Annotated in this window: 13 protein-coding genes; 4 read left to right on the forward strand and 9 right to left on the reverse strand. The window is 66.0% G+C overall.

The genetic code is table 11. The features are described from left to right. Nucleotides 1-315: 315 nt before the first annotated feature. Nucleotides 316-1,668: an alpha/beta fold hydrolase gene (locus tag MRBLAR12_RS21975; protein WP_229993686.1), complete on the reverse strand. Its 1,353-nt coding sequence runs from the start codon at nt 1,666-1,668 to the stop codon at nt 316-318. Nucleotides 1,669-1,769: 101 nt separating this feature from the next. Here MRBLAR12_RS21975 and MRBLAR12_RS21980 point away from each other — a divergent pair, with 101 nt between their 5' ends. Beyond that, nucleotides 1,770-2,723, forward strand: coding sequence for a GlxA family transcriptional regulator (locus MRBLAR12_RS21980; protein ID WP_229993687.1), 954 nt, complete (start codon nt 1,770-1,772; stop codon nt 2,721-2,723). 102 nt (nt 2,724-2,825) lie between these two features. Next, entirely contained in the window at nt 2,826-3,464 is a 639-nt protein-coding gene (locus tag MRBLAR12_RS21985) for a TetR/AcrR family transcriptional regulator (protein ID WP_229993688.1), read from the forward strand. A 23-nt stretch (nt 3,465-3,487) separates the two neighbouring features. On the opposite strand, the gene MRBLAR12_RS21990 is transcribed toward MRBLAR12_RS21985, so the two are convergent. Next, nucleotides 3,488-4,165, reverse strand: coding sequence for a LytR C-terminal domain-containing protein (locus MRBLAR12_RS21990; RefSeq protein ID WP_364748428.1), 678 nt, complete (start codon nt 4,163-4,165; stop codon nt 3,488-3,490). Continuing rightward, a complete protein-coding gene (locus MRBLAR12_RS21995; protein WP_026266597.1) occupies nt 4,158-4,457 on the reverse strand; it encodes a type II toxin-antitoxin system VapB family antitoxin in 300 nt (99 codons plus the stop codon). Before MRBLAR12_RS21995 ends, MRBLAR12_RS21990 begins: the two co-directional genes overlap by 8 nt. A gap of 178 nt (nt 4,458-4,635) precedes the next feature. On the opposite strand from MRBLAR12_RS21995, the gene MRBLAR12_RS22000 reads away from it, so the two are divergent. Both MRBLAR12_RS22000 and MRBLAR12_RS22005 read left to right on the forward strand, forming a co-directional pair. Beyond that, nucleotides 4,636-5,550 (forward strand): hypothetical protein, encoded by a 915-nt coding sequence (locus MRBLAR12_RS22000; protein WP_364748429.1) that lies wholly within the window; start codon nt 4,636-4,638, stop codon nt 5,548-5,550. A gap of 301 nt (nt 5,551-5,851) precedes the next feature. Beyond that, nucleotides 5,852-7,267, forward strand: coding sequence for a stealth family protein (locus MRBLAR12_RS22005; RefSeq protein WP_414645562.1), 1,416 nt, complete (start codon nt 5,852-5,854; stop codon nt 7,265-7,267). 63 nt (nt 7,268-7,330) lie between these two features. On the opposite strand, the gene MRBLAR12_RS22010 is transcribed toward MRBLAR12_RS22005, so the two are convergent. The 6 genes from MRBLAR12_RS22010 to MRBLAR12_RS22035 all read right to left on the reverse strand — a co-directional run. Continuing rightward, a complete protein-coding gene (locus tag MRBLAR12_RS22010; protein ID WP_364748432.1) occupies nt 7,331-8,272 on the reverse strand; it encodes a phosphodiesterase in 942 nt (313 codons plus the stop codon). Nucleotides 8,273-8,513: 241 nt separating this feature from the next. Next, entirely contained in the window at nt 8,514-9,725 is a 1,212-nt protein-coding gene (fdhA, locus tag MRBLAR12_RS22015; RefSeq protein WP_229993694.1) for a formaldehyde dehydrogenase, glutathione-independent, read from the reverse strand. A 222-nt stretch (nt 9,726-9,947) separates the two neighbouring features. After that, nucleotides 9,948-10,433 (reverse strand): glutathione peroxidase, encoded by a 486-nt coding sequence (locus MRBLAR12_RS22020; protein WP_229993695.1) that lies wholly within the window; start codon nt 10,431-10,433, stop codon nt 9,948-9,950. A gap of 139 nt (nt 10,434-10,572) precedes the next feature. After that, nucleotides 10,573-12,105, reverse strand: a complete 1,533-nt coding sequence (locus MRBLAR12_RS22025; RefSeq protein ID WP_364748434.1) for a M23 family metallopeptidase — start codon at nt 12,103-12,105, stop codon at nt 10,573-10,575. A gap of 114 nt (nt 12,106-12,219) precedes the next feature. After that, nucleotides 12,220-12,432: a hypothetical protein gene (locus MRBLAR12_RS22030; RefSeq protein WP_364748437.1), complete on the reverse strand. Its 213-nt coding sequence runs from the start codon at nt 12,430-12,432 to the stop codon at nt 12,220-12,222. Nucleotides 12,433-12,521: 89 nt separating this feature from the next. Continuing rightward, a partial coding sequence (locus tag MRBLAR12_RS22035) for a PKD domain-containing protein (RefSeq protein ID WP_364748440.1) occupies nt 12,522-12,991 on the reverse strand: 470 nt, incomplete at its 5' end.

The raw sequence follows: 12,991 nt of genomic DNA on the forward strand, positions 1-12,991 counted from the left end.
GCGATTTGGGCTGGTCAATCACATGCTCTCCAAGCTAACGCTTTCAGTGGGGGCAGTCCTCACCCAATGCGGGTGAAAAAGAACCGAAGAACACCGACGTCCTTCGGGCACGTCGGTGAGAGTGAAACAGGCGCTGGGGTTCCCCATGGGGATGAGTGGCGGTGGCAGGGTCAGCGAGAGTAGCGAGGCTGTTCAGTATCAGTGGGATAGAAGCAATGGCCAGCCGGAGTTTTACCGGGGCTATTTTGTACCGCCGACCTCGGCCGATCAGGTGCCGCTTTCCCTCGACGAGGGTGTCACGGGCTTCCTTTTGTCCTACGGGATCAGCGGGCTTGCAGTCCGCACGGCAGAGACGACGTCGAGGATCCCGCGGGTGGTCGCGGCCGCATCCTCCTGCTCGCTAATCAAAGACGCATGGGTGGCGCCGTTGATGACGCGGTGCAGGCTGTTGGTCGAGAGAGAGGCAAGGGCTTCCTGCGAAGCCGCCCAGCCGGGCGCGCTCCCACTGCCTGCCGTCAGAACTACCAGCGGCCTATTGGTGAAGTTCCTCAACGCGGCAGCTTGCTGCACCGAGGAGCCCGCATGAATGTACTCGTCGATCGTGCTGCGTAGGTGGTTGGGTGTCATGCCGAGCAACCGGCCGAGGCCAAGTCGAGCTGCGCTCGAGACCAGTGCGGAGGCACGGTTCATCGTGTCGTCGGACTCCGAGCGAGAGGGGTGTGCTGATTCCGAGTCCCATGCTGGTGCGGTTGAGTCCACCAGGACCAATCCGGCTACGTCCTCGGGAAAGCTGGCAGCGAAAGTGAGTGCGTAGAGGCCCCCGAATGAATGCCCCGCCAGCACATACGGTCCCGACTCGTTCCCGCGCTGCAGCAACGTGTGGAGATCGGTCGCGATCTGCGCGCCCTCCTGCGCGGTCCTCGCTGAATCGCTCCACCCACGTCCTGCCCTGTCGTAGACGCACACCCGGGTGTCACGGGCAACGGCCGGTGCGATCAATGCGAGGTCAGACGACACTTGGCCTGCGCCCGGTTCGAGCACGACGGTAGGGCTGCCCGAGCCGGTGCAGTTGAGGTACAGGCGGTGTCCGCCGACGTCGATCAACTGGCCCTGCACTGGAGAGGCCCCCGCATCCGCCGCTTCGCGCACGGTTTCGTAGCCGCTACCCAGTGAAGCCAGAACCAGCATCGCGATCACTGGGTACAGCAGCACGCGCCCGCTCCGGCTACGAAGCTGCCGATTGGCTTGAGAGCCTGTCCAGAGCGCTAACACCATCAAAGCGGGGGGCCATACCCAGGCGAGCACTTCCTGCGCTGGGGAGCCGAACGCCAGCAAAAAGAAACCGCCCAGCCCGATGAAAAGCGCTGGAGCCACCGCCCACTTCTGTGGTTGCTCCGTGAACCTCACCGACAACACAGCCACCATTGCCCATCCCAGCGAAAGCCCCAACAGGATGGCCCCGGTCACGCTGCTCTGGGTTGCTGGAATGAACGGGGCGACGGCCAGCAGCAGTGCAGCGAGGACCCCGGTAATCAATGAGCTGGCTACGATCCAGCCGAGGTGTCCATTCTGGGAAGGATCAGCGCCGGGCGGACGGTCCTGGCCCGTGGATGTGGAGCCCGTGGGAGGGGCTGCCGTCAATTCCTGCCTCGCAGGGAAGAGTGTCATGCGCTAATGCTGTCATTCGCCGGCAGCGGAAGTGCACGGCAAAAATGCCCTGCATGGAAAGGATTCCGCCCACCTGGTGCCTTCGTGAGTACAGTGATTCTATGCACCGAGTTGTCGCCCTGGCACTGCCGGATGTGGTCGCTTTTGACCTTGCCATTCCAGCGCAGATTTTCGGCCACGAGGATGAACGGGGACGGTACTCCTTCCGGGTCTGCGCAGCCCAGCCTGGCCTGGTGCCGACGACGTCCGGATATTCCATCCTGGCCGCTGACGGTTTGGGTGCCCTTCTATCCGCGGATACGGTCGTGGTGCCCGGCTACGCACCGCTGAACGATCCACCCGCGGAGGTCTGTGTGGCGCTGCGTCAGGCAGCGGCCAACGGAGCCCGCATGGTGTCTGTATGCACAGGCGCTTTCGCCCTCGCTGCTGCAGGTCTCTTGGACGGCAAGCGGGCAACCACCCACTGGAGAAACGCCGAACGTCTTCAGACCCTGTACCCGGGAGTCGCCGTCGACGCAGACGTCCTGTACATAGACCAAGGCAGCGTCAGCACCAGCGCCGGGGTAGCGGCAGGCATAGACCTATGTCTGCACCTGGTCCGCAAGGACTATGGAACGGAGGCGGCCAACAGCATTGCACGACGGATGGTAGTGGCCCCGCACCGGGAAGGGGGCCAAGTCCAGTTCATGGAACGTGCGGTCGCCGCGCCTTTGGCCCTCTTCGCCGACACCTGCGCCTGGGCAAGGCAGAACCTGGCTGAACCGCTCACAGTCGACGACCTGGCCGCCCACGCCGGCTGGGCACCCAGGAGCTTCACACGCAAATTTACGGCCGAAGCAGGAATGACACCTTTGAGGTGGCTAAACGATCAACGGATAGGCGAAGCATGCCGGCTCTTGGAAACCACCGATCTGACTGTACAGGCGGTTGCCTCCAGGACTGGTTTGGGAACGACAGCAAATTTCCGGCTCCACTTCACCCGGAAATTTAACACCACACCCTCAAGCTACCGTCGCCTCTACCAAGGCAGGAACCGGCACGCTGCACCAACCTAAAACCCCCTTCCTGGCGGTGCCGTCTCTTAAATGTCACGCGCCCGGCCGTGTCACAGTCCGCCACTCGGCTGCTTTGGTGACAGATCGCGCTAAAGTGTCCGTATGCCCAGGATTTCGGCCGCGAACAACGCCGCCCAACGTGCCGAGACCCAGCGCCGCATCCTGACCGCTTTCGGGGAACTCCTGTTCACCCACGGGCTGCCCGGCCTGACCATGACGGACGTCGCACGCCACGCCCAGATCGGCCGGACCGCCGTCTACAACTACTACGCGGACATCGAAGAACTCCTGATCGCCTACGCCCTGGATGAGACGGAACGGTTCCTGCTCGACCTGCGCGAATCGCTCGATGCGCTGGAGAACCCGGTGGAGCGGCTGGCCGTCTACGTCCGGGCCCAGGTGGAGGACCTGAGCCGGCGCCACCTGCCGCCGGGGCCGGCCATGGCGGCGGTGCTCTCGCCGTCGTCGTTCGCCAAGCTCGCGGACCACGTGGGTGAGCTCAGCGTGCTCCTGCGGGGGATCCTGCGCGACGGCATGACCCAGGGCTACCTGCCCGAGTCGGACGTCGCCCAGCTCGCCCAGCTCATCCACGGCACGCTCTCCTCGAGCGCTGCCCGGGGCGACGGTGCGGGACAGGACGCCGAGGCTGAGGCGCGGCTGGCCCGGACGGTGCGGTTCATCCAGCTGGGCGCCGGGGCCAGGTTCGACGACGCCGGCCGGCCGGTCCGCGCCAACAGTTAAGCTGCGTGCCCGAACTGCGTGCCCTAGCCCGCCGCGGGCGTGGCCGTCGGCAGGATGGGCAGGGTGGTGTCATCCACGATGCGCCGGTCCTCGCGAGGGCAGCTGAGCTGGCCCGGCGTCTGGTCCACGAGTTCCGGCTTGGCCAGTTCCTTGAAGTCGCCGGTAATGATGACGTCCACGCTCGGGTCCGTGCGGCCGTCCTGGACATAGTCCGAGCCGGGCAGGTTGCGCTGGACGCTGAAGGCGGCCGACTGGCCGGCGGCGCCGGAGACGACCAGCGCCACGCCGCGGTAGCTCGACGTCGTGTTCCCCACCGCGCCCACGAGGAACTTCCGGGCGACGAGCTGATCGGCCACGCTCCGGGCCAGGCCCGGCCGGCTCGTGGAGTTGTAGACGTTGACGCTGACCTTATCCGGCGGCGTGTAGTCGTAGGTGGCCGCCGGGCACACCGACACTGCCGCCTTGCTCCGCTCCGCCGCGGGCAGCTTGATCTGGCCGTTCATGATGGCGAGGGCCACCACGATCGCCGCCGCGAGCAGGCCGACAAGCATCACCAGGACCACGCCGTGCAGGATCCTGCGCCGCAGCCGGACGGGGTTGTCTGCCGTGTCGTCCTGCACCACGAACGTGGCCCGCAGCTCGGAGCCACTGATGACGCGGTGCCCATGCAGGACTCGGACGTCTCGCGGCTTCCTAGCCATTTATCACCAGGACTCGCGCGTGGATTGCGGTGCGCTGGTGCAACGCGGTGCGGACTGCCCGGTGCAGGCCGTCTTCAAGGTAGAGGACGCCGCGGTATTCCACGACGTGCGGGAAGAGGTCGCCGAAAAACGTGGAGTCCTCGGCCAACAGGGCTTCAAGGTCCAGCGTGCGCTTCGTGGTCACCAGCTCATCAAGCCGGACCGGACGCGGCGGCAGGGCCGCCCAGTCCTTGGGCGTGGTGTAACCATGGTCGGGGTACGGGCGTCCCTCGCCCACAGCTTTGAATATCACCATGCCAGCCTAGGGAACTTGGACGCCCGAAGGAATCAAGTTCCGCGGGCGGCGTGAGGTTGTGGCCAAACAGTAACCATCTGTCACACGATGCTTCGCCGCCTGTCACCTCCAGCGCGGGCCGCCGATCTTCTGCACCGTTCACGCAAACGGTCCGCGCGGCTGACAGAATAGCCGTATGACTTCATCCGAGACTGCCCCTGTTCCGTCGCCGTCTGCCCCTGTGCTGGCGCTGCTGCTCGACGTCGACGGCCCGGTCGCGAGCCCGGTCACCCGCGAAGTGCAGCCCGGCATCATCGCGGATCTGGTGGCCCTGGCCGCCGCCGGCGTGCCGGTCATCTTCAACACCGGCCGGTCGGACGCGTTCATCCGCGAACAAGTCATGGAACCGATGATTGCTGCCGGGATGCCCGCCGGCACCGTCATCCACGCCATCTGCGAAAAGGGCGCCGTCTGGTTCAGCTACACCGCGGAAGGCCCCGGACCGGTCCACGTGGATCATGAACTCGCCATCCCGCAGGCCTTCGGCGACGACGTCCGCCGCCTGGTCGCCGAGGACTACTCCGCCCACATGTTCTACGACGAAACCAAGCGGGCCATGGTCTCCGTGGAGCAGCACATCGCCGTCGCCAACCCTGACTACCGGGCCGAGCAGGAACTCTTCGACGCCGACGCCATGGGCATCATGGCACGGCACGGGCTCGGTGTGGTGCGGCTGGACCACCACGTCCCCGATTCGGATGACCAGATCGATTTCCGCGTCGATCCGACCATCATCTCCACCGATATCGAATCGGTCCGGCTGGGCAAAGACCTGGGCGCGAGCCGGGCAGTGGAGTTCCTGGCCGCACAGGGCATCACGCCGCAGGCCTGGCGCACGGTGGGCGATTCCCGCACGGACTACGCCATGGCCGACTGGCTGCACTACAACGACCACGCCGTGAAGCACGTGGACGTCCGGCCCGCGGACGGCATCCCGGTCAAACCCTACGAGGTTCTCACCGCCGCTGATTTGGGGCTCGGCGAGGACGTCATCCACGACGACGCCGGTGGCGCCTTCCTGCACCACTGGCTGGCCGTCGTCACCGGCTGAGGCCCGTTCCGCCGTCACATTCCGTCGTCATGCACCGCAGGTGCCGGCCGGTTTTCCGCGGCAATTTTGAGGCCCGCGTTATCATGCAAGTAGACACCAACGCACTCAAAGAAGCGGGAGATCAGACATTACCGAAGCAGCGATCCAAGACGAGATTTACTATGGCAGTCAGGCATCCGCGGAAGCCCACGCCGAGATCACGTCGGCGGCCGCCGTCGCCAGATTCCGGACCCGCTCCGATGTTGTCCGCCGCCGCGGCCGCTATGCGCTGATCAACGAGAACCGCACGCCGTACCAGGCCATGGTCGAGGACCTGATGTTCCTGCGTTCCGTCATGGCCGGCGCCGGCATCAGCTACTTGCTGGTCCGCGGCAACAACCACCGCCCGGTCGTCGCCGTCGACTGGAAGGACCGCAAGGAACTCCGCGACGCTCTTGTAGAGGCGTGCCGCGACGAGCCGTTCTATTCCATGAGCGTGGACGCCAAGAAGAAATCCTCTGTGCTGGTGGCCGACGGTGAGCTTTCACCGAACCGCCAGTCCCGGATCTTCCGGCTGTACCGGCCCAGGGTGGAGCCGGAGGGCGGCTTTGAATTCGGGGCTTCCGCCGGCGTCCAGCTGGAGCTCTGGAGCTTCGAGGGCGATCAGCTGATCCTGCCGATCGAGAACTCCCTGACGCGCCGCACCATGCTGGCCCAGGACGCGGTGCGCGGCACGGTGGAACGCTACGGCCACACGTGGCCCACCATCGAGAACATGTTCGCGGACCACGCGAGCGACATCAGCTTCGACATCGACCTCGTGTTCTCATGGGTTGACGGCAGCTCCCCCGAGTACATCGCAGCCCGCCGAGCCCGCATGGCCGGCGTGGTGGTGGGCGAGGGAGATGACCACGAGGCCCGCTTCCGCCAGATCGATGAGCTCAAGTACGCCCTGCGTTCGGTCTACATGTTCGCGCCGTGGATCCGCCGGATTTTCATCGCCACGGACTCCCCCACGCCGTCATGGCTGGCGGACCACCCCAGCGTGACGATCGTCCGCAGCGAAGAGTTTTTCGCCGACACTTCGGTTCTGCCCACGCACAATTCGCAGGCCGTGGAATGCCAGCTGCACCACATCGAGGGACTCTCCGAGCACTTCCTGTATTCGAACGACGACATGTTCTTCGGCCGCGCCGTGGGGCCGGACATGTTCTTCACCCCCGGCGGCATCACGAAGTTCATCGAGGCCGAGACCCGGATCGGGCTGGGGGATAACGACGCCGAACGCAGCGGCTTTGAGAACGCCGCCCGGGTGAACCGCAAGCTGCTGTGGAACCGCTTCGGCCGCATTACCACCCGGCACCTGGAGCACACGGCGGCCCCGCTGCGGCGCAGCGTGGTCGAGCAGATGGAACAGGAGTTCCCGGCCGAGTTTGCCAAGACCGCGGCGAGCACGTTCCGGGCCGCGGACAACATCTCCGTTACCAATTCGTTCTACCACTACTACGCGTTGCTCACGGGCCGGGCCGTGACCCAGACGGCTGCCAGGGTGAGATATGTGGACACCACGGCGCGTGCGGGCCTGAACTACCTGCCCAAGCTCCTGGCCAAGCGGAACATGGACTTCTTCTGCCTCAACGACGGCAGCTTCCCGGAGGTCCCCGCGGAAGAGCGGGCCGAGCTGGTCACGGATTTCCTGGAGAAGTACTACCCCATCAAGGCGCCCTGGGAGAAGTAACGAACCGTGACCAAAGCGGGCGCCGCCTCGTTCAGGCAGTGATGACGCCAGCCAGGGATTGCATCAGTTCAGGGTGGTGAACCTGCGGGGCGCCGGCGTCCGGGCCGGGGCCTCGAGCTTGGCCTGCTCCGGGATGGAAATCCCGGCGGCCGCGAGCCGGCGCTGGACTTCCTCAGGAGAGACAAGCTCGCCGACGGCCGGGGTGTCGCCGAGCAGCGCCACTGAGTGCACGATCGTGTGTTCGTAGACGTGGACCAGGTTGAACGCCTGCCCGCCGTCGCGGCCACGGGTGCCGCCCACCGGAACGTTCAGGTCCTGGGTGTAGCAGGTGGCTGAGGCCACGGACACGGGGATACCCGCGAATGTTGCGGTGGTCGAGTAGTGCAGGTGGCCGCCCAGGATGGCGCGGACATCGGAGTTGCGCAGGACACCGGCAAGCGCCGACTGGCCCCGGAGCTCCACGAGCACGGCAAGATCCAGCACGGACGGCACCGGTGGGTGGTGCAGGGCCAGGATGGTCCCGTCCGGGGCCGGCGTGGCCAGCTCAGCAGCGAGCCAATCCAGCTGGTCGTGGCTCAATTCGCCATGGTGGAAGCCGGGCACGGAGGTGTCCAGGGTGATGATGCGCAGCCCGTTGACGAAGTAGCTGTGGTCCACCGGCGTGTCATTGTCGGCCTGGTCCAGGAGCCCGGCCCGGAAGTTGGCCCGGTTGTCGTGGTTGCCCATCGCCCAGATGACCTTCGCCCCCAAGGCTTTGCAGGCCGGATCCACGATTGCGCGGAGCTTGGCATATGCCTCGGGTTCCCCGAGATCAGCCAGGTCCCCCGTGAAGATCACGGCTTCGGGGCGTGCACCCGAGGCGTGGACCTCCTCGAAAAGCTGCCTGAGCAGGGCTTCGCTGTCCACGACGCCGTGCAAGGGTTGCGGACCCCCCAGCAAGTGGGGGTCGCTCAGGTGAAGTAAGAAATGACGTGGCCGGGGGTGCTCGGCCTCGATGCGCTCCATTGCTGCCTTCTTGGTTGGGTGGAAGCGGTGCCTCCAGTGTCCCTCTCAGTAAGAACTATCCAACCAGACATTAGGCAAACAATGTAAAAACTGGGACAGGCATATTGGAAAATCGCGCGTTAACAGGTGGCGTGCCCTCACATGCTCCTGCAGGCATATGCGGGACGCGGCCGCCCGGCGGCACTCCCAAAACCCCGGTTCAGCGGGGCGGGGCCGGCAGTGCCGCCGGGTTGGGGTTGCGCTAGCTGAGGTAGCCGTTCGGGTTGAGCACGAACTTCGTCGCCGCGCCGGCGTCGAATTCGGCGTACCCCTTCGGCGCGTCCTCCAGGGCAATGGCCTTCGCGTTGACGTTCTTGGCGATGTGTACCTTGTCGTGCAGGATGGCCATCATCAGCTGCCGGTTGTATTTCATGACCGGACACTGTCCCGTGGTGAAGCTGAGCGATTTCGCCCAGCCCGTTCCGAGGCTGAGCGACAGCGAGCCTTTCCGTGCAGCCTCGTCTATGCCGCCCGGGTCGCCGGTGACGTAGAGCCCGGGGATGCCGAGGGCGCCGCCGGCGGCCGTGACTTCCATGAGGGAGTTCAGGACGGTTGCCGGGGCTTCCTGGGCTCCGGCACCGTGGCCCCTGGCCTCGAAGCCTACGGCATCAACGCCGCAGTCGACTTCCGGGACGCCGAGGAGCTGCTCGATTTGCTCCGCCGGGCCGCCCTTGCTCAGGTCGACGGTCTCGCAGCCAAAGCTGCGCGCCTGGGCCAAACGGTCCGCGTTCAGGTCCCCCACAATCACGACGGCGGCACCCAGCAGGTGCGCGCTGGTCGCCGCGGCCAGGCCTACGGGGCCCGCGCCAGCGATGTAGACGGTGGAGCCGGGGCCGACGCCCGCGGTGACCGCGCCATGGAATCCGGTCGGGAAGATGTCCGAGAGCATGGCCAGGTCCATGATTTTTTCAAGGGCCCGGTCCTTGTCGGGGAACTTCAGCAGGTTCCAATCGGCGTACGGCACCAGGACGTAGTTGGCCTGGCCGCCGACCCAGCCGCCCATGTCCACGTAGCCGTAGGCGCTGCCTGGCCGGTCGGGGTTGACGTTCAGGCAGATGCCCGTCTTGCGTTCCTTGCAGTTCCGGCAGCGCCCGCAAGCGATGTTGAACGGGACGGAACAGATGTCCCCCACTTTGATGAATTCAACGTCCGGCCCCACTTCCACCACTTCGCCGGTGATCTCGTGCCCAAGCACCAGGTCAGGGGGGGCTGTGGTGCGTCCCCGGACCATGTGCTGGTCCGAGCCGCAGATGTTGGTGGCAACGGTCTTGATGATGGCGCCGTGGCGCACCTGCCGGCCGACGTTGGCGGGATTGACCCCCGGGCCGTCCTTGAGTTCAAAGGTGGGGTAGTCAATGTCTATCAGTTCGACTTTTCCCGGCCCCTTGTAGGCAACGGCTTTGTTCCCTGTCATCTCATTCCTCCTGCGTTCACGGACCCACACGGGGCCCTGCTGTGATTGACGAAGTGTTTGATGCGCCCTCCGCAGGGACACCTCGGCCGCACTGCCGAAGGGCGGCTGTCAGGGATGACTGCGCCGTGGATGTGCCCGGAATGTTGGAGGGTTCGGCCAGTCTAGGGGGTAAGCATGCTTAGGGATAGAGGCTGCGGAATCGGAAGGCGGGCCGGGGCTGTTTCAGTCCAGGGCGGACTGAACAGCGTCGATGATCTCCGGTGAGTCCGGCTCCACGGTGGGCGCAAAGCGGGCGATGACCTCGCCGTCGCGGTTCACGAGGAACTTCTCAAAGTTCCACTTCACCAGGCCGGGCAGGAGCCCGTTCTTGAACTTGGTGAGCTCGGCGTAGAGCGGGTGCTGGTTCTTTCCCCGGACGCTGGACTTGACTGTCAGCGGGAAGGTCACGCCGAAATTGCGCTGGCAGAACTCGGCGATCTCTGCGTCGCCGCCGGGCTCCTGCCCGGCGAACTGGTTGCAGGGGACGCCGAGGACCTGGAAGCCTTGGCCGCGGAACTTGTTGTGCAGTGCCTCGAGTCCTGCGTATTGGGGCGTGAAACCGCACTCGGACGCCACGTTGACCACCAGAACCACCTCTCCCCTGAAGCGGCCAAAATCGGTCTCGGTCCCGTCGATGAGGGTCAAGGGAATGGAGTGCAGAGCTGTCATGGAGCGCGTCCTTGCGATATCGGTGGTCCGGAGCCGGGGTTCGGAACTGTTCCCCCCATTATCCGGCACCGAGGCGTGCGGGTATGGGTGCGCATCCCGGACCCGACGCTGGGCCGGTAACTGGGTCCCGACCCGGCGTCTAACGGCTGGGCGTCGAAGTGGGCGTCGGTGAGGGCTTCGTTGTCACTGCTTTGGTGGCCGACTGCGTGGTCGTCGTGGGCTTCGGCTCATCGGCCGGCGCGGTGACCGGGGCCGGCTGCACAGTGATTGGGGCCGGCGCCAGGGGCCGGCTCGGCGGCGCGGCGCTGCCCGCAGCCTCTGTCGCGGCCGCGGAGGCCGTCGCGGGCGCGGAGGGCGTCGGATTTATCGACGGCATGACCGGCACCGGAGCTGACGGCTTGGCGGGAATTGTTCCCGTCGGGGTTGGGGTGGGCGTCGGGGCGGCAGGGGCGGTCGTCGCGGCAGTTCCGGTCGGCGTCGGCTTCGCGGAGGCAGTGCCGGTCGGCGACGGCGTCGCGGAGGCAGTGCCGGTCGGCGACGGCGTCGGCTTCGCGGAGGCAGTGCCGGTCGGCGACGGCGTCGGCTTCGCGGAGGCAGTGCCGGTCGGCGTCGGCGTCGGTGTAGCGGAGGCAGTGCCGGTCGGCGTCGGTTTCGAGGTGGCGGAAGGCTTTGCCGACGGTTTGTTGGCGGCGGCTTCGGTGGCTGCTGCTGAGGCACTCGCTGACGGCTTGGCGGCCACCGCGGCGGGCTGTTCCTGAACGCCGCCGGCCACCACGTGGGTCAGATCCTCCCGGACAGGAATCGCCCAGCCAATCCCCGCGTTGGTTGCCTTGCCGGCGTCGGGTGCGTAGCTGGTCATGTCCATCGGGCTGAGCTGATCCACCTGCTTGATGGGGAGCAACGTCCAGTCCCGGGGATTGGTGTGGGAGCCGTTGAGGATCGTTTCGAAATGTAGGTGGCAGCCGGTGGAGGAGCCGGTGGTACCCACCCGGGCAATGACCTCCCCCACCCGCACGGAGTCGCCCTTCTTGACCGCGATCGCCTCCAGGTGGTTGTACGTGGTGATGAGCCCGTTGCCGTGGTCGATTTCCACCCGGTTGCCGCCGCCCCAGGGATGCCACCCTACGGCCCTCACCACGCCGGCGTCGGCGGAGTAGACCCTGGTGCCGCACGATGCCGCGAAGTCCTGGCCCCAATGGAATTCGCCCGCGAATCCCGTCAGGGGGCTGGTGCGCAGCCCGAACGGGGACGACGGCACGAGCGATTCCAGCGGGGCCATGAGGAAACCGGCCGCGGGCCGGCTCAGGACCGCCGAGGCCACATTGAGCTCGCCACGCACTCCTTCCCTGGTGACCGTGTCCACCGTGCTCCGGCTGAAGGCCAGGAGCGCCAGGGCGTCGGCAGTGACTGTGCCGGGAGTCCCCGCAGCACCGGTAGCGGCGGAGTGGGCCTGCGGGTCCAGGGTTTCGCGCCCCACCGCGCCGGCGGGCGGCATGGCGGCGGTCGGGATGGCGGCGGGCGCCCCGTAGGACGCGAAGGCGCTCAGCCCCTGAAAGCCACCGAATGCCAGAACGGCCAGGGACAGGCACAGGCCTCCGGATACGCAGCGCACGGCAATGGTCCGCGCCCTGGCTGACTGCTCACTCGATGAGTTTCCCCAGTGTTTTCCCACGATGTGACTCCCGCACTATGTCCGCCAGACCCCAATCGTCACGGACTCACCCCCCTATGTGACCACAGACGGCCGGGTCTGTGAACCGTCAGCACGCACCTTTTGCGGTACCAATCAGAGAACCACGGATATCCCCAGTAGCTGGCCGGTGGCGGCCCAGTAGTCCTCCGCGGAATTGCAGGTGCCGGGCGCCGGGGAGAAGGTACCAAGGAGCGGGCGCAAGGACCGGCGGGGACGGGACCCAGGCATCCACGGAATCGTGGCGGCGGCGTTGACCCAGTTGTTGAAGCTAGAGGGCGGGACTTCGTCGGGGATCAGCTGCTGCATCGGCTGCCGCCTGACCTGGGCCCGACGGGCCCAGGTCAGGCGGCACCGCCCTCCCGTCGGGGCCCGACGCAGCACTGCGATGGCTGGTGTCAAGGCGCCGGAGCACCATTGACCGGCAGCGCAACAACGGTGACCATCTTCGAACTCGTGCCCTCGACGCCGGCATTATCAGTGACCGTCAAACGGACCGTGTATGTCCCCGCCTTCCCGTAACTGTGCCGCACCGTCGGCCCGGTTCCCGCAAGCGAGTCATCACCAAAGTCCCAGGCATAGGAAACCACCGACCCATCATCCGAGGAACCGGACCCATCAAAAACAACATCGAGACCCGAGACCGTCTCAGCAATCAAAGACACCGGAGCAGCATTGACCGGCAGCGCAACAACGGTGACCATCTTCGAACTCGTGCCCTCGACGCCGGCATTATCGGTAACCGTCAAACGGACCGTGTATGTCCCCGCCTTCCCGTAACTGTGCCGCACCGTCGGCCCGGTTCCCGCAAGCGAGTCATCACCAAAGTCCCAGGCATAGGAAACCACCGACCCATCATCCGAGGAAC

Origin of the sequence: Arthrobacter sp. LAR12-1-1.1 (assembly GCF_040676555.1) — a bacterium.
GTDB lineage: Bacteria > Actinomycetota > Actinomycetes > Actinomycetales > Micrococcaceae > Arthrobacter.

Coding starts and splice junctions, on each gene's coding strand:
- MRBLAR12_RS21985 (WP_229993688.1), top strand. CDS start 2,826: ATGCCCAGGATTTCGGCCGCGAACAACGCCGCCCAACGTGCCGAGACC.
- MRBLAR12_RS21990 (WP_364748428.1), bottom strand. CDS start 4,165: ATGGCTAGGAAGCCGCGAGACGTCCGAGTCCTGCATGGGCACCGCGTC.
- MRBLAR12_RS22005 (WP_414645562.1), top strand. CDS start 5,852: ATGGTCGAGGACCTGATGTTCCTGCGTTCCGTCATGGCCGGCGCCGGC.
- MRBLAR12_RS22020 (WP_229993695.1), bottom strand. CDS start 10,433: ATGACAGCTCTGCACTCCATTCCCTTGACCCTCATCGACGGGACCGAG.
- MRBLAR12_RS21980 (WP_229993687.1), top strand. CDS start 1,770: ATGCACCGAGTTGTCGCCCTGGCACTGCCGGATGTGGTCGCTTTTGAC.
- MRBLAR12_RS22000 (WP_364748429.1), top strand. CDS start 4,636: ATGACTTCATCCGAGACTGCCCCTGTTCCGTCGCCGTCTGCCCCTGTG.
- fdhA (WP_229993694.1), bottom strand. CDS start 9,725: ATGACAGGGAACAAAGCCGTTGCCTACAAGGGGCCGGGAAAAGTCGAA.
- MRBLAR12_RS22010 (WP_364748432.1), bottom strand. CDS start 8,272: ATGGAGCGCATCGAGGCCGAGCACCCCCGGCCACGTCATTTCTTACTT.
- MRBLAR12_RS22030 (WP_364748437.1), bottom strand. CDS start 12,432: ATGCAGCAGCTGATCCCCGACGAAGTCCCGCCCTCTAGCTTCAACAAC.
- MRBLAR12_RS21975 (WP_229993686.1), bottom strand. CDS start 1,668: ATGACACTCTTCCCTGCGAGGCAGGAATTGACGGCAGCCCCTCCCACG.